At 66.8% G+C, this 18,781-nt stretch carries 16 protein-coding genes; all 16 read right to left on the reverse strand.

Translation table 11 applies throughout. The features are described 5' to 3' along the window. Positions 1-40 precede the first annotated feature (40 nt). The 16 genes from ftsZ to NFE57_RS07010 all read right to left on the reverse strand — a co-directional run bounded on the left by ftsZ (position 41) and on the right by NFE57_RS07010 (position 18,528). Positions 41-1,579, reverse strand: a complete 1,539-nt coding sequence (ftsZ, locus tag NFE57_RS06935) for a cell division protein FtsZ (RefSeq protein WP_252134854.1) — start codon at positions 1,577-1,579, stop codon at positions 41-43. A gap of 111 nt (positions 1,580-1,690) precedes the next feature. Further along, entirely contained in the window at positions 1,691-2,950 is a 1,260-nt protein-coding gene (gene ftsA / locus NFE57_RS06940; protein ID WP_252134855.1) for a cell division protein FtsA, read from the reverse strand. A gap of 25 nt (positions 2,951-2,975) precedes the next feature. Then, entirely contained in the window at positions 2,976-3,845 is an 870-nt protein-coding gene (locus NFE57_RS06945; RefSeq protein WP_252134856.1) for a cell division protein FtsQ/DivIB, read from the reverse strand. A 53-nt stretch (positions 3,846-3,898) separates the two neighbouring features. Next, the gene (locus NFE57_RS06950; protein WP_353653874.1) at positions 3,899-4,831 is read right to left on the reverse strand and encodes a D-alanine--D-alanine ligase; all 933 of its coding nucleotides are present in this window, start codon (positions 4,829-4,831) and stop codon (positions 3,899-3,901) included. 49 nt (positions 4,832-4,880) lie between these two features. Next, positions 4,881-5,780 (reverse strand): UDP-N-acetylmuramate dehydrogenase, encoded by a 900-nt coding sequence (gene murB / locus NFE57_RS06955; protein WP_252134857.1) that lies wholly within the window; start codon positions 5,778-5,780, stop codon positions 4,881-4,883. Next, positions 5,777-7,207, reverse strand: coding sequence for a UDP-N-acetylmuramate--L-alanine ligase (gene murC, locus NFE57_RS06960; RefSeq protein ID WP_252134858.1), 1,431 nt, complete (start codon positions 7,205-7,207; stop codon positions 5,777-5,779). The genes murB and murC overlap by 4 nt, the downstream gene beginning before the upstream one ends. Then, the gene (gene murG, locus NFE57_RS06965; RefSeq protein ID WP_252134859.1) at positions 7,204-8,364 is read right to left on the reverse strand and encodes an undecaprenyldiphospho-muramoylpentapeptide beta-N-acetylglucosaminyltransferase; all 1,161 of its coding nucleotides are present in this window, start codon (positions 8,362-8,364) and stop codon (positions 7,204-7,206) included. The genes murC and murG overlap by 4 nt, the downstream gene beginning before the upstream one ends. Further along, entirely contained in the window at positions 8,361-9,584 is a 1,224-nt protein-coding gene (gene ftsW / locus NFE57_RS06970; protein ID WP_252134860.1) for a putative lipid II flippase FtsW, read from the reverse strand. The genes murG and ftsW overlap by 4 nt, the downstream gene beginning before the upstream one ends. Next, positions 9,581-10,870 carry a UDP-N-acetylmuramoyl-L-alanine--D-glutamate ligase gene (gene murD / locus NFE57_RS06975; protein WP_252134861.1) on the reverse strand — a complete coding sequence of 430 codons (1,290 nt, stop codon included), beginning with the start codon at positions 10,868-10,870 and terminating at the stop codon, positions 9,581-9,583. Before murD ends, ftsW begins: the two co-directional genes overlap by 4 nt. After that, on the reverse strand, positions 10,867-11,937 hold the full coding sequence (mraY, locus tag NFE57_RS06980; RefSeq protein ID WP_252134862.1) for a phospho-N-acetylmuramoyl-pentapeptide-transferase: 1,071 nt from the start codon (positions 11,935-11,937) through the stop codon (positions 10,867-10,869). Before mraY ends, murD begins: the two co-directional genes overlap by 4 nt. Beyond that, positions 11,925-13,316, reverse strand: a complete 1,392-nt coding sequence (locus NFE57_RS06985) for a UDP-N-acetylmuramoyl-tripeptide--D-alanyl-D-alanine ligase (protein ID WP_252134863.1) — start codon at positions 13,314-13,316, stop codon at positions 11,925-11,927. Before NFE57_RS06985 ends, mraY begins: the two co-directional genes overlap by 13 nt. Beyond that, positions 13,313-14,728, reverse strand: coding sequence for a UDP-N-acetylmuramoyl-L-alanyl-D-glutamate--2,6-diaminopimelate ligase (locus tag NFE57_RS06990; RefSeq protein ID WP_252134864.1), 1,416 nt, complete (start codon positions 14,726-14,728; stop codon positions 13,313-13,315). The genes NFE57_RS06985 and NFE57_RS06990 overlap by 4 nt, the downstream gene beginning before the upstream one ends. Further along, entirely contained in the window at positions 14,725-16,446 is a 1,722-nt protein-coding gene (locus NFE57_RS06995) for a peptidoglycan D,D-transpeptidase FtsI family protein (protein ID WP_252134865.1), read from the reverse strand. Before NFE57_RS06995 ends, NFE57_RS06990 begins: the two co-directional genes overlap by 4 nt. Beyond that, positions 16,443-17,081, reverse strand: coding sequence for a hypothetical protein (locus NFE57_RS07000; protein ID WP_252134866.1), 639 nt, complete (start codon positions 17,079-17,081; stop codon positions 16,443-16,445). The genes NFE57_RS06995 and NFE57_RS07000 overlap by 4 nt, the downstream gene beginning before the upstream one ends. Further along, positions 17,078-18,025 carry a 16S rRNA (cytosine(1402)-N(4))-methyltransferase RsmH gene (rsmH, locus tag NFE57_RS07005; protein WP_252134867.1) on the reverse strand — a complete coding sequence of 316 codons (948 nt, stop codon included), beginning with the start codon at positions 18,023-18,025 and terminating at the stop codon, positions 17,078-17,080. The genes NFE57_RS07000 and rsmH overlap by 4 nt, the downstream gene beginning before the upstream one ends. After that, positions 18,022-18,528: a division/cell wall cluster transcriptional repressor MraZ gene (locus tag NFE57_RS07010; protein ID WP_252134868.1), complete on the reverse strand. Its 507-nt coding sequence runs from the start codon at positions 18,526-18,528 to the stop codon at positions 18,022-18,024. The genes rsmH and NFE57_RS07010 overlap by 4 nt, the downstream gene beginning before the upstream one ends. Positions 18,529-18,781 lie beyond the last annotated feature (253 nt).

Raw genomic sequence — 18,781 nt, forward strand, 5'->3', positions numbered from 1 at the left:
CGAAGCGAGCCGCGCCGGCGATGGGCCGGCGCGGACGCGGTTACTGGTTGTTCTGACGGTGAAGGAAGCGCGGAATATCGAGCGCATCCTTGTCGTCGGCAGCTTCGTCGTCGCGGGCGCCTCGGCTGACGCTCGACATCCGCTCGAACAGCGTGCCGCCGAGCTTGACCTTGGGCGTAGGCTGCGTCGGCGCGCCGCCCTTCTCGACGATCGGGCTATGCTCGCTCGTCGTCACGCTCTCACCTGCTGCCGAGCCGGCCGACAGCCAGCGCCGGCGGTTGGGGCGTTCGGCCGGCACCGCAGAATCGGGAATGCTTTCAGCCGGTTCGGGCACGATCGTATCGCTGCCCAGCACGAGTTCGTCATCGTCCGCCTGCGCCGGAGCGGCGTCGGCGACCGGCGCCTCAACCGCGACGTCCGACACAGGCACCGCCGCTTCGGCGACAGCCGCTTCTTCGGCCGGCTGCGCATCGACGACGGACGTCTCGATCGCTTCTGCCGCGGGCATTTCCACGACCGTATCGGCCACCGGCGCGGGCACGGGCGCCGGCTTCTTGGACGTCGCGAACGAAAAGACGCGCGCGCTATCCTGTGCGGGTGGCTGGATCGCGGCGTCGGCATCGATCCCGGTCGCAACGACCGAGACGCGGATCTTGCCGTCGAGATCGGGATTGAACGCCGAGCCCCAGATGATGTTGGCATCGGGATCGACCAGTTCGCGGATATGGTTCGCGGCTTCGTCGACCTCGAGCAGGCGCATGTCCTCGCCACCGGTGATCGAGATGATCACGCCCTTGGCGCCCTGCATGCTGACGCCGTCGAGCAGCGGGTTGGCGATCGCCTTCTGCGCGGCTTCGAGCGCGCGACCGTCACCTTCGGCTTCGCCGGTGCCCATCATCGCCTTGCCCATCTCCTGCATCACCGAGCGGACGTCGGCGAAATCGAGGTTGATGAGCCCCGGCATGACCATCAGATCGGTGATCCCGCGAACGCCCTGCTGGAGGACCTCGTCCGCCATCTGGAACGCTTCCTTGAAGGTCGTGTTCGCGTTGGCGATCAGGAACAGATTCTGGTTAGGGATGACGATCAGCGTATCGACGAACTTCTGGAGTTCCTCGATGCCCGCGTCCGCCGATTTCGCGCGACGATTGCCCTCGAACGCAAACGGCTTGGTGACGACGCCGACGGTCAGGATGCCCATGTCCCGCGCCGCCTTGGCGATCACCGGCGCCGCACCGGTGCCGGTGCCGCCGCCCATGCCCGCCGCGATGAAGCACATGTGCGAGCCTTCGAGCATCTTGACGACGTCTTCGATCGTCTCTTCGGCCGCCGCGCGCCCGATTTCGGGCCGCGAGCCCGCGCCGAGCCCCTGCGTGATCTTGGCGCCCAACTGGATCTTGCTCGACGCGCTCGACTGTTTGAGTGCCTGCGCGTCGGTATTCGCGACCAGGAAATCCACCCCCTGGACCTCGGCGCGCATCATGTTCGCGATCGCGTTGCCGCCCGCCCCGCCCACGCCGATCACGGCGATGCGGGGGGACAACTCGTCAGCCTCAGGAGTGAGGAATTCGATGCTCATCGGTGTTCTCCGCCCTTCCCCCGATACTCTGGGGATTCAATATACCTGTTGCCTTTTGCACTATGCGTTGGAGCTACTCTAGTGAAAACACCGGTGCCCCGGCACAATTGCTTAATAATTCGCTTTAACCGCAGCCATCAAACGCCTTACCGCGCCCAGGCCGCGCGGTTTGTGGATCATCTGATCGGCCGGAACCGCCGACCGCAAGTCGATCGGGTCGCTTGCGGCAAAAAAGGCGAGCCCCGCCAGCGTCGAAAACGCCGGCCCCGAATGCGCGTCAGGCAGCGCGGTCAGCCCGCGGGGACGGCCGACGCGTACCGCGCGGCCCAGCGCCTGCTGGACGTAATCGGCGATCCCCTTCAACTCGGCACCGCCACCGGTCAGCACGACCTGCCGCCCGACCGGCCCGTCGAAGCCCAGTGCCTTGAGCGCCTTCTGGATTTCGCCGGTCAACACTTCGAGCCGCTGGCGGATGACCGCGATCAGCTGCGCGCGGGTGATCCGCGATCCCTCGCCTTCATCCTCGGCGGAGATCGGCGCGACATCGATCATGTCGTGATTGTCGCGCGGGCTCATATTCGCCGAGCCGTAGAAGCATTTCATCCGCTCGGCCTGCGTGCGCCGCGTTCCGAACGCCGAGGCGATGTCGTCGGTAATGTCGGCGGCGCCGATCGGGATCGACTGTAGCCCGACGAGCATCCCGCCCGCGAACAGCGAGACATTGGTGATCCCCGCCCCCATTTCGACCAGCGCGACGCCCAGTTCGCGTTCTTCGTCCGAAAGACACGCAAGCCCGGTGGCGAGCGGCGCGGCGATGATCGATTTCACCTCGAGATGCGCCGAACGGACGCACAGGTCGAGGTTGCGGACCGGCGATCCATCGGCGGCAACGACATGAATGTGGACACCCAGGCGATCGGCATGAAGCCCGAGCGGCTTCTTGACGCCGGTGAGGCCGTCGAGCGTGTAGAGCGTCGGCTGCGCGTGGAGCACCATGCGGCCGCCGGGATCGATCGATTCTCGCCCGGCCTGAAGCAGTTCGTCGATGTCCGCCTGCTCGATCCGGTGCCCGCCCAGTTCGACCTCGACCGAGGCGACGTCGGACACCAGCCCCCCGGCCGAAAAGCTGACCCACACATTCTCGATATTGATGCCCGCGATCCGCTCGGCCTGCTCGACCGCCTCGCGCACCGCGATCTCGGTCGCGGTCATGTCGGCGATATAGCCACGCTTGACGCCACGGCTTTCGCGCTGGCCGGTGCCGAGCACGATCAGCTCGCCGCCATCGGCCTTTTGCGCGATCATCGCGGACACTTTCGACGACCCGATGTCGAGTGCTGTGATCAGATCTTCGGGCGCTGCCTTCGCCATTCGATGTCCCCCTAACGCAACATGCTCAGCCGGTTTCGCCGGCCACCGGCGTGCCCGAGGCGATCGGCCTCGGCGACGCTGCCGGCATGACATCCTGCCGTACCACCTCTCCCGGCTTGCGCGCGACCAATTTTGTCGGATCACGCATGTCAAACCGCAGGAATCCCTTGCCGAGTAGCCGATCGGCCCCGTCGAGCTCGGCGAATTTGACGAGCGCGCGCGCCGCATCCTCCTCGGGCAGCGCCAGCGTCTCGCCGCTGTCGAACAACAGGTTCCAGCGCCGGTTGCCGATCCAGGTCGCCGCGCGGATGCGCGGGCGCAGCGCGGGCGCGGCATCGATCAGTGCCTGATAGGCAGGCGCCTGCCCTGCGGCGCCCTCACCGACCAGCAGCGGCAACGGCGGCATCGCGTCGGGCGACACCGGCTCGAGCAGCACGCCCTGCGCATCGATCAACGTCAACTGGCGGTTATCCTGCCAGATCGCCGCGGGGGTGCGCTCGTCGATATGGATCAGCAGCGTATCGGGCAGCCGCCGCGAGACATGCGCATCCTCGATCCAGCCATAGCGCAGCAGCTTCTGACGCACGTCCTCGAGATCGACGAGCGGCATCGCGCGCGATTGCTGATCGAGCGCGACCGCATAGACCGTCATCTTGTCCATCCGCTTGAGCCCGGTGACCTCGACCTGCTCGACCCGGAAACCCGCGCGGCCGACGCCCTCGGCGACCGCGGCGCCGACCATGCCGGGCACGCCGATCCACGACGCCGCGACGATCACCACCACGCTCGCGGCGAGCACGATCGCCCAGGTCACCGCGCGGCGTAGCGTGTCCTCGCTGATCTGGAGCCATTCAAGGATACGGTCGCCGATCGAGCGGCGCACCGGTTTCTGCACGCGCCGCTTGGCACCGCCCCGCCGCGGTGACGATCCACGCCTGATCGCCGGGCTCACGGCACCACCTGCACCATCGCCTCGTCGACGATGCGCTGGACCAGATCGGCATAGGAAATGCCCAGATGCCGCGCCTGTTCGGGAACGAGGCTGAGCGGTGTCATCCCCGGCTGGGTATTGACCTCGAGCAGGAACAACCCGTCCTCGCCGCGTTCGTCATCCCAGCGGAAATCGGCGCGCGAACAGCCCTTGCACCCCAGCAACCGGTGGGCGTCGAGCGCGATCCGCTTGCACGCCTCGGCGATGGCGTCGGGAATGTCGGCGGGGAAGATATGATCGGTGAGGCCATCGGTATATTTGGCGTCGTAATCGTAAAAGCCGCTCTTGGGCCGTAATTCGGTGACCCCCAGCGCCCGCTCGCCCAACACCGCGGTCGTCAGTTCGCGGCCCCGGATGAACGGTTCGGCGAGCAACTCGTCGAATTCCTGCCACGGGCCGTGCGCCCCACGCGCGATCGGATTGCCCATATTGCCGTCATCGGTCACGATCGCGACACCCACCGACGAGCCTTCGTTGACCGGTTTGAGCACATAGGGCCGCGCCAGCGGATCGGCGTCGTACAGTTCGGCGGTCTTGACGATATGCCCACCGGGCATGGGGATGCCGTGCGGCACCAGCGTCTGCTTGGTGAGTTGCTTGTCGATCGCGACCACCGAGGTGGCGAGCCCCGAATGGGTGTAGCGAAGCCCCATCAGATCGAGCATTCCCTGCACCGATCCGTCCTCGCCCGGCGTGCCGTGAAGCGCGTTGAACACCAGATCGGGCGTCGCCTCGGCCAGCCGCAGCGCCACGTCGCGCCCCATGTCGATCCGGGTGACGCGGTGGCCCAGGCTTTCGAGCGCATCGGCGATGCCCGCGCCCGACATCAGCGACACCTCGCGCTCGGCGGACCAGCCACCCATCAGGACGGCGATGTGGAGGGACGTCACGACACTGTTCCTTCCGGAGAGGTACGCGCGGGGGTTGCAAGGGAAAGTCTCATACCGACACGCCCACGCGCTGAATTTCCCATTCGAGAATCACACCCGAATGCGCCTTTACCGTTGCGCGCACCTCCTCGCCCAACGCCTCGATATCGGCGCTGGTCGCGTTGCCGAGGTTGAGCAGGAAATTGCAATGCTTTTCAGATACCTGCGCATCGCCGCGCCGCAGCCCCCGGCATCCGGCGGCGTCGATCAGCGCCCAGGCCTTGTGGCCCTCGGGGTTCTTGAAGGTCGAGCCCCCGGTGCGCGAGCGCAGCGGCTGTGAGGCTTCGCGCTCGGCCGCGATCCGATCCATCTCGGCCGCGATCACCGCTTTGTCGCCGGGCACGCCCGCGAACAGCGCCTCGACCACGACCGCGCCGGCGGGCAGCGCCGAATAGCGATAGGTATAGCCCAGCCGTTCGGCGGGCCAGGTTTCGACCGCGCCGTCGCGCGTCACCAGGGTTGCTTCGATCAAGATGTCGCTGGTGTCACGGCCATAAGCGCCCGCATTCATCCGCACCGCGCCGCCGACCGTGCCGGGGATGCCGCGCAGGAATTCGAGCCCCGCGATGCCGGCATCGCGCGCGGCGCTGGCGACGGTGATCCCCATCGCCCCGGCGCCCGCGCGCACGCGATTGTCGGGCTCGACCGAAACCTTCGCCATTGCCTTGGGAAGCCGCACCACCACCCCCGGCACCCCGCCGTCGCGCACGATCAGGTTCGAGCCAACCCCCACCGGCAGCACCGGCGTATCGGCCGCGAGCCCGGCCATGAAGACCGCCAGATCATGGGTGTTTTCGGGGCGCACCAGCCATTCGGCGGGGCCACCGGTGCGAAACCAGATGAAATCGGCAAGGCTGCCTTGATGCTCGGCGGTGCCCCGCAGCGGCGGCAAGGCATAGCACACGCTCATGCCGCCCCCCCGCCCCGCGCCGCGACGATCGCCGGCGCAAGCTCGGCCGCCCATTTGGTGATGTCGCCCGCACCAAGGCAGATCACCATATCGCCCGGCTGGATCGTCCCGGCGAGCCGCACCGCAAGCGCCTCGGCATCGGCAACGCTCGCCGCCGAGCGATGGCCGCGCCGCTTGAGCCCATCGACCAGCGCCTGCGCGTCGATCCCCTCGATCGGCGCTTCACCCGCCGGATAGACCGGGGCCACCAGTACCATATCCGCATCGTTGAACGCGGTCTGGAATTCGCTCATCAGATCGTGGAGCCGCGAATAGCGATGCGGCTGGACGATGGCGATGACGCGGTTCTTCGCGCCTTCACGCGCGGCCGACAGCACCGCGCGGATTTCCACCGGATGGTGCCCGTAATCGTCGATCACGGTAACGCTGCCGCCATCGAGCGCGATCTCACCGACCTTGGTGAAGCGCCGTTTGACCCCGGCGAAGCTGGCAAAGCCTTGCAGGATTTTCGCATCATCGATGCCGAGTTCGAGCGCGACGCCGATCGCGGCGAGCGCGTTCTGGACGTTGTGGCGTCCCGGCATCGGCAGTTCGACACCCTCGATCGTGCGGACATCGCCGTCGCGATCGCGCACCGCGACATCGAACCGGTTGGCGCCGCCTTCGGGCGTCACGTTGATCCCGCGGACATCGGCCTGCGCGGCAAAGCCATAGGTCACGATCCGCCGATCGCGGATACGTGGGACGATCCCCTGCACCTCGGGATGATCGAGACACAGCAGCGCCGCACCATAAAAGGGCACATTCTCGACAAATTCGACATACGCCGCTTTGACGTGATCGAAGTCTCCATAATGATCGAGATGCTCGGGATCGATATTGGTGACGACCGCGATCGTCCCGTCGAGCTTCAGGAAGCTGCCGTCGCTCTCGTCGGCCTCGACCACCATCCAGTCCGACGCACCAAGCCGCGCGTTCGAGCCATAGGAATTGATGATCCCGCCGTTGATCACGGTCGGGTCGATCCCGCCCGCATCGAGCAGCGCCGCGATCATCGACGTCGTCGTGGTCTTGCCGTGCGTGCCCGCCACCGCGACGGTCGATTTCAACCGCATCAACTCGGCGAGCATCTCGGCGCGCCGTACCACCGGAATGCGCCGTTCGAGCGCGGCTTCGACCTCAGGATTACCGCGCCGGATCGCGGTCGAGACGACGACCACCGCCGCGCCGTCGACATTCTCAGGTCTGTGGCCGATTTCGACCGCGATGCCGTGATCGCGCAGCGCCTTGACGACATAGCCTTCGGCAACGTCCGATCCCTGCACATGGTAGCCGAGGTTGTGCATCACCTCGGCGATGCCGGACATGCCGATCCCGCCGATGCCGACGAAATGGATCGTCCCGATATCGATTGCGACGCCCCTCATGCGTAAGCCGGCCGGCCATCGGCGTCGGTGGGCAGCGGCACACCAATTTCGCTCGCTCGCGGCGGCGGGCCCAGCCCTTCGACCAGATCTGCGAGATCACGCGCCGCATCGGGCCGCCCGCAACCGCGCGCGCGGGTTGCTGCATTGGTCAGCGCGACCGGATCGAGCCCCAGCTTCTGCATCTGCTTGGCGAGTTCGACCGGCGTGAACCGATCCTGCCGGATCGTCCGCGCGCCGCCTGCCTGCGTGATCTCCTCGGCATTCGCGGTCTGGTGGTCATCGGTTGCCGACGGCAATGGCACGAGGATCGCGGGCCGCCCCGCGGCGGTCAACTCCGCGATCGTCGAGGCGCCCGCGCGCGCGATCACGAGATGCGCCCAGGCAAGCTGTTCGGGCATGTCGGGCAGATAGGTCGCCAGTTCGGCAGGGATCGACAGTTCGGCATATTTGGCGCGCGCCTCGTCAATATCCTCGATCCGCGCCTGATGCGTGACCTGCAACCGGCGACGGAACGCGACCGGCAGCATCGACAGCCCATCGGGGACGACCTTGCTCAACACGCTCGCACCCTGACTGCCCCCGGTCACCAGCACGCGGAAAATGCCGTCCTCCTCCAGCACCGGATAGGGGCGGTCGCGCAGCGCCAGCACCGCCTCGCGCACCGGATTGCCGACGAGGCGGGCCTTGGCGGCATATTTGGCGTCGAGTCTCGCGACCTCGGCATAAGAGGTCGCGATCGCATCGACCCTGCGCGCGACCAAACGGTTGACGCGGCCCAATACCGCATTCTGTTCGTGGACCGCGGTCGGAATGCCGGCCTTGAACGCGGCGAGCAGCGCCGGAAGCGCCGGATAGCCTCCGAAGCCGATCACCGCCTCGGGCTTGAAGGTACGATAGAGTTCGACCGCCATCGCGCGCCCGGCAAGGATGTTGCGCCCTGCCCTGAACCAGCCGAGCGGCCCGCCCGCCAACCGTCCGGCAGGCAGGACGTGCGTCTGCACCCCCTCGAACAGCCCCGGAAAGCGCACCCCGCGCGCGTCGCTCACCAGCGCGACACGGTGACCGCGTCGGGCCAGCTCGGCCGCAAGCGCTGCGGCAGGAACCATATGGCCGCCGGTGCCTCCGGCGGCGAGTACGAAATGGCGTTCGCGTGTCATGCCCCGCTCCATCGCACGCTATAGGGCGACCGCGTCAAGAACGGATTGCGCCGCGTGAACGCCAGCAGCAGCCCCATCCCGATCGACAGCGCGATCATCGACGAGCCGCCATAGCTGACAAACGGCAGTGTCATGCCCTTCGATGGCGCCATGCCGGTGTTGACCAGCATGTTGATCGTCGCCTGCGTCCCGAACTGGATCGCAAGCCCCGCGCCCGCGAGCAACCGGAACTCGTCTTGCTCGTCGAGCAGCTTGACGAACACCCGCGCGATCAAAGCGACGAACAGCAAGGCGACGATCACGCAACTGATCAGCCCGAATTCCTCGCCGATCACCGAGAAGATATAATCGGTATGCGCCTCGGGCAGGCGGAATTTCATGATTCCCCCGCCGGGCCCGGTGCCGAACAGGCCGCCGCCGGTCAGCGTCGCGTGTGCCATGTCGGTCTGGTAATGGTCCATCATCTGGTTGGGATCGGCGCCACGGAACAGAAAGGCGTCGATCCGCGTGCGCGCGGTATCGTAAAACACATAGGCCGCGACCAGCCCTACCGGCACGCATCCGATCAATGCGCCCAGCAGCCGCATCGGCATCCCCGCCACCATCAGCAGCGCCAGCCACACCGCGCCGAAAATGATCGTCTGGCCGAAATCGGGCTCGAGCATCAGCAGGAAACCGATCCCCGCGGTCAGCAGCAGCGTCAGCGGCAGCACCGGCAGATCCTTCTCGCGCGCGCGGATCGATAGCAGCCAGGCGATCGTGACGATGAAGAAGGGCTTGAGGAACTCGGAGGGCTGGAACTGGCCAAATCCGACCGAGAACCAGCGCCGCGCGCCATTGACCTCGGCCCCGACGAACGGCACCGCCGCGAGCAAGGCGACGCACACCGCACAGCCGACCAGCGCGAGCCGCTTGGCGGTCTGCACCGGCAGCATCGAGACGACGAACATCACCGGCAGCGAGATCGCGACCCACGCGAGTTGGCGCCAGAAATAATAAAGCGGCGCGATATGATGGTGGTCGCCCGAATAGCGCGCCGCGCTGGCCGGCGACGCGGCAGCCACCGCGATCAACCCGATCGCGATCAGGCACAAGGCGATCAGCAACAGCACACGATCGATGTCCCAGAACCACATCGCCAGCGGGGTGGCATCGCCCCGCCCCGCGCGCGGCTTCATCCGCGTCCAAAAGCCGATACGCGGTGCGCGTGCGTCGGTCATGCCAGCCCCTCCACGGCAATGCGAAACGCGTCGCCGCGCGCTTCATAATCGCGGAATTGATCGAACGACGCACAGGCGGGCGACAGCAATACCGTCTCACCCGGTTTCGCCGCCTCATGCGCCCGCGCGACCGCGACATCGAGCGTGCCGCTTTCGTCCACCGCCATATGCGGCCGCAGAATCTCGGCGAAACGCGGCCCCGCCTCGCCGATCGTATAGGCGCGCGCGATGCGATCGAAATAGGGCGCGCAGGCGTCGAGATCGTCGGACTTGGCACGACCGCCCAAAATCCAGTGGATGCGCTCGAACGCCCCCAGCGCGGGCGCGACGCTCTCGGGGTTGGTCGCCTTGCTGTCGTCGACATAAGCGACACCCGCCACCACGCCAACGCGTTGCATCCGGTGCGCAAGCCCGGTGAAACTTTCCAGCCCGCGATCAATCGCCGCCGCCGGCACGCCCAGTGCCGCGCACGTGTCGATTGCGGCCAGCGCGTTCTGCGCATTGTGCGGCCCTTGCAGGCTGGGCCAACGCGATTGATCGAGACACGTGCCCGGCGCGATCTTGGTGAGGTGCTCGCCGCGCGCCGAAAGCGACCGCGCGATCGCCGCCGAAGGCGCGTCGCCGATCCCGACGATCGCCGCGTGATCGGGCGACTGCATCGCGAACAACCGTGCCTTCGAGGCCGCATAGCCCGCGAACCCGTCATACCGATCGAGATGGTCCGGCGTGATGTTGAGCAGGATCGCGACGTCGCAATCGAGGTTCTGCGTCAGATCGATCTGATAGCTCGACAGTTCGAGCACATAGACCCCGCCCTTAGGCAATGGCTCATGCCCCAGGATCGGCAGCCCGATATTGCCGCCCATCAGGCTGGGGATGCCCGCCGTCTCGAAGATGTGGTGGATCAGCGCGGTCGTCGTCGACTTGCCGTTGGTGCCGGTGATGCCGATCACCTTGTGCGGCGGTAGTTCGGCGCGCGCCTCGGCGAACAATTCGATGTCGCCGATAATCGGCACCCCCGCCGCGCGCGCTGTCGCGGCCAGCGGGTGGCGGTCGATCGGCACGCCGGGCGAGACGATCAGGGCATCGAAGCCCGCCAGATCGATCGCCTCGAGATCGGCGATCTCCAGCCCTTCGCCGGCAAGCGCCGCGCGCCGCGCTTCGTCCGAATCCCACGCCACCACCTCGGCACCCGCCGCCAGTAGCGCGCGCACGCTCGCCTGCCCCGACCGCGCCAGCCCGAGCACCGCATAGCGTCTGCCGCGCCAGGCGGAGCTGGCGATCATCTCAATTTGAGCGTCGAGAGCCCCGCCAGCGCGAGGACCAGCGCAATGATCCAGAAGCGGATCACGACGGTCGGCTCGCTCCAGCCGAGCTGTTCGAAATGGTGGTGGATCGGTGCCATCTTGAACACGCGCTTGCCGGTGCGCTTGTAGAAGAAGACCTGGATGATGACGCTCAGCGCCTCGACCACGAACAGCCCGCCGATGATCGCGAGCACGATCTCATGATGCGCTGTCACCGCGATCGCGCCCAGCGCGCCGCCCAGCGCAAGGCTGCCGGTATCGCCCATGAACACCGCTGCCGGGGGCGCGTTGAACCACAGGAAGGCGAGCCCGCCCCCCACGATCGCGCCGCAGAAGATCGCCAGTTCGCCCGCCCCCGCGACATGCGGAATGCCGAGATAGGTCGCGAATTTTACGTTGCCGACGAGGTAGACGATGATCATGAATGCCACCGCGGCGATGATCACCGGCATCGTCGCCAGCCCGTCGAGCCCGTCGGTCAGGTTCACCGCATTGCCGAACGACACGATCACGAACGCCGCGAAGGCGACGTAGAACCAGCCGAGATCGATCGACACGCCGGTGAAAAACGGCAGATAGAGATGCGTGCCATTCTGGAGCACGATCAGATAGCTGGCGATGCCCGCGATCGCGAATTCGCCGAGCAACCGCATCCGGCCCGAAACGCCCGCACTGCTCGCCTTCCTGACCTTGTCGTAATCGTCGAGGAATCCGATCGCACCGAACCCCAGCGTCACGCATAGGCACGCCCAGACGTAGGGATTCTTCAGATCCATCCACAGCAGGATCGAACAGGTCAGGCTGGTGAGGATCATCAGCCCGCCCATCGTCGGGGTACCGCGCTTGGCGAGATGCGTTTGCGGGCCGTCGCTGCGGATCGGTTGCCCCTTGCCCTGGCGCACGCGCAACCAGCCGATAAACTTCGGGCCGATGACAAGGCCGATGAACAACGCGGTCGCGACCGCCCCGCCCGAACGGAAGCTCAGATAGCGAATGAGGTTGAGGACACCCGGAAAGCCGAGATGTTCCGCGATCAAATACAGCATGACAATTTCCCACGCGCGAGCGCGTCGATCACGCTGGCGAGCCCCACTCCGTTCGATCCCTTGACGAGCACCACATCACCGGGCGCCAGCATTGTCGCCAGCCGATCGCGCGCGGTTGCGGCATCGGGGACATGGACCAATTCGATACGCCCCTCAAGCGCCGTGGCGAGACTCGCCATCGCCTCACCGACAAGAACGACCGCCTCGGCGCCCGAGGCCAGCAGCGGCTCGGCAAGATCGGCGTGATAGGCGTCGCTCGCCTCGCCCAGTTCGCGCATCTCGCCCAGCACCGCGAGCTTGCGCGCCGCCGGTTCGGCCGCGAGGACGGCGAGCGTCGCGCGCATCGACGCGGGGTTGGCGTTGTAGCTCTCATCGATCACCAGCACGTCGCCGCCGGCGACACGGGCGATGAAGCGCGCGCCGCGCCCCGGCAATCCGCCGAGTTCGGCCAGCGCGAGCCCCGCCATCGCAAGGTCGCCACCTGCTGCCTGCACCGCCGCCAGCACCGCGAGGCTATTCGACACCCAATGCGCGCCGGGCTGCGCCAGCGTGTAACTCAGTTCCTCATCACCGAGCAGCGCGGTGACGAAGGTGCCGCCGGTGGGCGTCCGCATCGTCTCGATCGCCACCACATCGGCGCCCTGATCGAGCCCGAAGGTCACGATCCGCGCGGCGTGAGGCGTTGCCGCCCCGATCAGGCGGTCGCGATGCGGGCTGTCATAAGGAATGATCGCCGTGCCGCCGGGTTCGAGCCCCTCGAAAATCTCGCCTTTGGCATCCGCAATGGCCGATTCGTCGGGAAAAAACGCGGCATGTGCCGGCGCGATCGCCGTGACGATGGCGATATGCGGCCGCACGAGACGGGTCAGCGCGGCAAGCTCGCCGGCGTGGTTCATCCCCATTTCGAAGATGCCGAACCGCGTCTCGCGCGGCATCCGCGCAAGGCTGAGCGGGACTCCGGTATGATTGTTGTAGCTCTTGAGCGAGCGATGCGCGCCGCCCGGCGCGGGCCGATCGAGCGCGGCGAACAGCGCTTCCTTGGTGCCCGTCTTGCCGACCGAGCCGGTGACGCCGATGATCGTCGCCGCGGTCCGCGCGCGCGCCGCACGGCCGAGGTCGTCGAGCGCGGCGGTCGTATCGGCGACCAGTACATGCGGGTGCCGCGCCGCGGTGTTGACCACAGCGCCCGCCGCGCCCCGCTCGTAAGCCGAATCGAGAAAGCGATGCCCGTCGGTGGTCTCGCCCTTGAGCGCGATGAACAGATCGCCGCTGCCCACCTCACGCGAATCGAAGGTAACCCCGGCCGCCGCAAAATCCCCCGACGCCGTGCCGCCCGTCGCGGCCGCGATCTCGGACGCGGTCCACAGCGGCGCGGTCACCTCGCCGCCTCGCGCGCAACCGTCACGTCGTCGAACGGCAGGACCAGATCGCCGACGATCTGCCCCTGTTCGTGCCCCTTGCCCGCAAGCAGCACGATGTCGTCGGCTCCGGCCAGCCGGATCGCCTCGGTGATCGCCGCGCGCCGGCCACCGATCTCGATCGCGCCGGGCGCGCCCTTCAGGATATCGGCGCGGATCGCCGCCGGTGCTTCGGTGCGCGGATTATCGTCGGTCACGATCACCACATCGGCATGCGCGGCCGCCACGCGTCCCATGTCCTCGCGCTTGCCGACGTCGCGATCGCCGCCCGCGCCGAACACGACGATCAGGCGCCCGCTCGCGTGCGGTTTGAGCGCGGCGATCGCGGCCTCGATCGCATCGGCAGTGTGCGCGTAATCGACATAGACGGGGGCGCCGCTGCGCGTAATCACCGCGCGTTCGAGCCGCCCGCGCACTGGCTGGAGCCGTGACAGCCGCGCCAGCGTTTCCCCGACATCGCCGCCGGTGGCAATCACCAGCCCGGCCGCGGTCAGCGCGTTGGCGGCCTGATAGGCACCGATCAGCGGCAAATTCACCTTATACTCGCGCCCTTCGGCCTCGATCACCAGCCCCTGGCCGAGCAGAGTCGGCGCACGCGAGACGAGCCGCAGCGTCTCGCCGTGAACGCCGATGCTGATGATGCGGTTGCGGCGCTCGCGCGCCAAATCGACAACACGCGCGGCATGGGGATCGTCGACCCACACCACCGCGGTGCCGTCGGGTTCGAGCACCTCGGCGAACAACCGCAACTTGGCGGTGAAATATTCCGCCATGTCCTTGTGATAATCGAGATGATCGCGACTGAGGTTGGTGAACGCCGCCGCGCCCACGAGCAGACCTTCGGTGCGATATTGCGACAGCCCGTGGCTCGATGCTTCGAACGCGAGATGCGTCACCCCCTCACGCGCCAGCCCGGCGACATTCGACAGGAAAGTGACGATATCGGGCGTGGTCAACCCGGTCGAGACGCTGTCGTCGGCCGTGGTGACGCCGAGCGTGCCGATCGACGCGGCGTGGTGCCCCGCCATCCGCCACAATTGCCGCGTCATCTCAACCGTCGAGGTCTTGCCGTTGGTGCCGGTGACGGCGACCGTCGTCTCGGGGAACGGCGCGAAAAACTTGGCGGCGAGCCGGGCGAACAGCGCACGCGGATTGGCGTCGGCAAGGTGCGCCGCCCCCGTGACAGCGACCTCGGGCCGCGCGACAACCGCGATCGCGCCCGCCGCGATCGCGGCCGGGATGAAATCCTCGCCGTTGACGCGTGTGCCCTGGAATGCGCCGAACACCGTCCCCGGCGCCACCTTGCGGTGATCGATCGCAAAGCCGGTGACGGTGGCTGCCTCGCCTCCACCGGTGAGCGCGCCGAGTTTCACTGGCCTGCCGCCGCTTTTTCGGCGGGCGACTTCCACAGCAGCGGCAACAGTTCCGATACGTCGATATCCTTGTTCATGTCGGGGATCACCCCAAGTTGCGGCCCGATCCGCTGGATCACGCGCGACACCACGGGCGCGGCGTTCCACGCAGCGGTGGTGCGACCGTAAGTCTCGGGCAAACCGATCGGCGAGTCGAGCATGGCAATCACCACATAGCGCGGTGCGTCCATCGGGAAAGCCGCCGCGAACGTCGAGACGTTGTGATGGCGCGAATAACCGCCGGCATGCGCGATCTCGGCGGTACCGGTTTTCGCACCGATCCGAAAGCCGGGAGCGTCACCCTTGCGCCCCGTCCCCTTCATCACGATCAGCCGGAGAAGCTGGCGCATCCGATACGAGGTCGATTCCTTGAGCACGCGCCGCCCCTCCACCGCCTGGCCGGGGGGCACCTTGAGCAGCGTCGTCGGGCGCCAGATACCGCCGTTGACGAGCGTCGCATAGGCATTGGCCAGATGCAGCGGCGTCACCGCGATGCCATGCCCGTAGGCGGTCGTCATCACCGTCGTGCGCGCCCAGTATTTGGGCCAGATCGGCGTGCCCTTCTCACGCAGTTCGATCGCGGGCTTGGTATCGAAACCGAGCTCGCGGAAGATCTCCTGCATCCGCTCGGCGCCCAGTTCGTCGGCGATCCGCGCGGTCGCGATATTGGAAGAATAGATCAGCGTTTCCGGGATGTTGAGCCAGCGCCACTGCTCGTCACCGGGATCGTCGTGGATCGTGAAGCGCCCCACCTTGATCGGCGCGGTCGCATCGAAACGCTTCGACATCGAGGTTTCGACGCCCATGTCGATCGCCGCGGCAACCGCGATCGGTTTGAAGGTCGATCCCAATTCGTACACGCTCTGCGTCACATTGTTGCGCAACTCGTCTTCGGTCGCGTCGGCGATATTGTTGGGATTGTAATCGGGCAACGACACCATCGCCAGCACTTCGCCGGTATCGACGTCGAGCACGACTCCGCCGCCGGCAAGCGCCTTGAATTTGCTCACCGCCGCGCCAAGCTCGCTTTGCATCGCCGCCTGCACGCGCGTGTCGAGCGAGAGCGCCACCGGATCGCCGCGCAGTGCCGGATCGAGGAGCCGCTGGTCGAGCGCGCGCTCCATGCCGCGCGCGCCGTGGCCCGAAAATTCGATGAAGCCCAACGCGTGCGCCGCCATGGTCGATTGCGGGTAAAGCCGCTCGGGCTCGCGATCGAACACGATCCCCGGCTCACCAAGCGCATTCACCTGCTCGACCAGATCGGGCATCGCGCGGCGCTTGATATAGGTGAAATTGACGTCGCGATGGAGCAATCGCGAGAAATAGGCCGCATCGCGTTCGGGAATCAGGTCGGCCAGTTCGCGCGCCAGTTCGTCGCGATCGCCGATGATGCGGTTCGGATGCACCCCGATCGACCAGGCATCGATCGTACGCGCCAGCGGCTCACCGTTGCGATCGACGATGTCGGCGCGCAGCGGCACCAGCGCCGCGGCCGCATCACGACTGGTCGCGGGCTCCGTGAACGCCGCGAGATAGAATAACCGCCCGACGATCAGCACCGCGGCCGCCGCAAACAGCATCAACAACATCACCAGCCGCTGATGCGACGTCACGACCAGCGCGTGACGCTGGCCGGTCAGCCGCCGTTGCGGCAACGGCCGGGCAACCAGGACGCTCAACGAGCCCTGCGTTCCGCGCGTGCACCCGCCACGATGTCACCCAGCGTCGAATCGCTCAACAGCTTGCGGTCGAGCATTGCCACCGCCTCGGCCTTGGCCCGCGCGGGCGCCGCTTTGATTCCCGAAGTGTCGGCATGGACGGCCACCGCCTTGACAATATGTGGCGCAGGCTCGGCTACCTTGGTACGGGCCACCGCTTGCGGCGCGACCGCGACCGGCGCGTTCGCCGCCATCACGACCGGGCCCGGCATCGCCTCAACCGGCGACACGACGGCGTTGCGCAGCGGCGCGGCGTTGGGAATCACAAGCTGCGCGGTCTGGATTTCGGTGCCGCCCGGCCCGTTGAAATCGAGCGCGGCAAGCTGCGCCTCGCTCGACACGAACTGCGCCGAGGTCGGGGCTGACAGCGCCAGCACCTCGCCATTCCAGCGTTCGAGCTGGGCAAGGTTCGACCGCGCCGAGAATTCGGTCTGTAGCGAGCGGATATCGTGTCGCGCCTGAGCGATCTCGCGGTTCATGATCTCGAGCTTGTTGCGTTCGGTCGCAACCTGAAGCGAGATCAGATAGAAACCGAGTGCGCCGATCACGCACGCCAGGAACCAGCCCATACCCTTCAGTCGATGGGTTGCGGTCATGCTGCTTCTCCCGTCCAGGCGGCGTTCGCGGTCCGCCGCGCCACGCGCAATGTCGCAGAGCGTGCGCGTGGGTTACGCTCGATTTCCTCAGCGCCCGGCCGCACCGGACGCGCTACGTGTTCGAAACTCGGCGCCACCGTTTCCTGCACTTGCGGCAGGTGGCGCGAGCCACCCGGCGCCGCGCCGCTGCGGATGCGCAGGAAGCGCTTGACCAGCCGGTCCTCGAGGCTGTGAAACGTGACCACCGCGAGCCGCCCGCCGGGCTTGAGCACGCGCTCCGCCGCCGCCAGCCCCTCGGCCAGTTCGTCAAGCTCGCGGTTGAGATGGATACGAATCGCCTGAAAGGTGCGTGTCGCCGGGTCTTTCTTGTCGTGCGGTTTGTGACCCAACGCCTTGCGCACCACCGCCGCGAGCGCCGCAGTGCGCGTGATCGGCCGCGCCGCGACGATCGCGCGCGCCACCCGGCGCGACTGGCGCTCCTCGGCGTAGAGATAGAGCACGTCGGCGATCTCGGCTTCGTCGGCGGTGTTGACGAAATCGGCCGCCGTCGGGCCATCCTGACTCATCCGCATGTCGAGCGGGCCGTCCGACTGGAACGAGAAGCCCCGCTCGGCGCGATCGAGTTGCATCGAGGAGACCCCGATATCCATCGTCACGCCGTCGACGGGCGCGAGGCCCCGCGCCTCGATCTCGCGATCGAGCGCGGAGAAAGGGGCTTCGATCAGGATCAGCCCATCGCCGCTTTGGGCCACCAGCGTCTGCCCGTCGGCAATCGCATCGGGATCGCGATCGAACGCGATCACTGCCCCGCCCGCCGCCAGCATCGCGCGGGTGTAACCGCCCGCGCCGAAGGTCGCATCGACATGCCGCTCGCCAGGGGCGATCGCGAGCGCATCGATGACTTCGGCGAGCAAGACGGGAGTGTGCGGGGCAAGCGCGGTCACAGCTCGATCCCCTTCTCGGCCATGAAGAAGCGCGCGGCGCGTTTCTGCACATCGGTCGCGGTCGGGCATTCGATCAGCGTCTTGGGGTTCCAGATCTCGAAGAAATCCATCACCCCCCAAAAGAAGGCAAAGCCACCGATACCGGCCTCGAAACGCGGGAAAGGCGGCAGGATGAAGCGACCGCTGCCATCGAAGGGCACCGCTTCCGCCGCACCCGAACCACGCCGCTTGATGTTGTAATCGACCTCACCGTCGGCGTCGGTATGGGCCAGCTCACGCGCGGTAAGCCGCTCCTTCAACTCGGCGACATAGGCCAGATCGTAACCGATCAGGCAGGTTTCCTTGGGATGTGTGGAGATGATGACGCGGCGTAAATCCTTGCCGTTGGCGTCCGCCGGGGTGTTGGCCTCGATCGTCGCGCGCAGGGCAGCCGGGATGGCGACGCGCCCCTTGTCGTCCACCTGCGCCAATCCGTAGCCCTGATAATTTCCCCGATCCAACACGCCCACCTCAACAAGCGGTGCGCAACCCGCCCTTTTTCCGAAAATCAGCCGTCGCCGCGCGTCGGCTTCGGTTCGGGTTGCAAGACGGCCCGCTCCTCTGTTGGAAAATGCATATCAGGGGCCAAACGGGGTGCCAAGGGGATTATTGGGGATTTCGCGGTTCAAACGCGGTCAAATGCAGCATCCTTCGCCCACGCACAATCGTGGCAGGCATTGATTCATGAATTGTTCCGGAAAGCCAGCACCCAACACC

Source organism: Hephaestia sp. MAHUQ-44, assembly GCF_023806085.1.
GTDB lineage: Bacteria > Pseudomonadota > Alphaproteobacteria > Sphingomonadales > Sphingomonadaceae > Sphingomonas.

Bases quoted from the DNA above. Each gene is read 5' to 3' on its own strand.
- ftsZ (WP_252134854.1), bottom strand. From the start codon at position 1,579: ATGAGCATCGAATTCCTCACTCCTGAGGCTGACGAGTTGTCCCCCCGC.
- ftsA (WP_252134855.1), bottom strand. From the start codon at position 2,950: ATGGCGAAGGCAGCGCCCGAAGATCTGATCACAGCACTCGACATCGGG.
- murB (WP_252134857.1), bottom strand. From the start codon at position 5,780: ATGAGCGTGTGCTATGCCTTGCCGCCGCTGCGGGGCACCGCCGAGCAT.
- murC (WP_252134858.1), bottom strand. From the start codon at position 7,207: ATGAGGGGCGTCGCAATCGATATCGGGACGATCCATTTCGTCGGCATC.
- murG (WP_252134859.1), bottom strand. From the start codon at position 8,364: ATGACACGCGAACGCCATTTCGTACTCGCCGCCGGAGGCACCGGCGGC.
- ftsW (WP_252134860.1), bottom strand. From the start codon at position 9,584: ATGACCGACGCACGCGCACCGCGTATCGGCTTTTGGACGCGGATGAAG.
- murD (WP_252134861.1), bottom strand. From the start codon at position 10,870: ATGATCGCCAGCTCCGCCTGGCGCGGCAGACGCTATGCGGTGCTCGGG.
- mraY (WP_252134862.1), bottom strand. From the start codon at position 11,937: ATGCTGTATTTGATCGCGGAACATCTCGGCTTTCCGGGTGTCCTCAAC.
- NFE57_RS07000 (WP_252134866.1), bottom strand. From the start codon at position 17,081: ATGACCGCAACCCATCGACTGAAGGGTATGGGCTGGTTCCTGGCGTGC.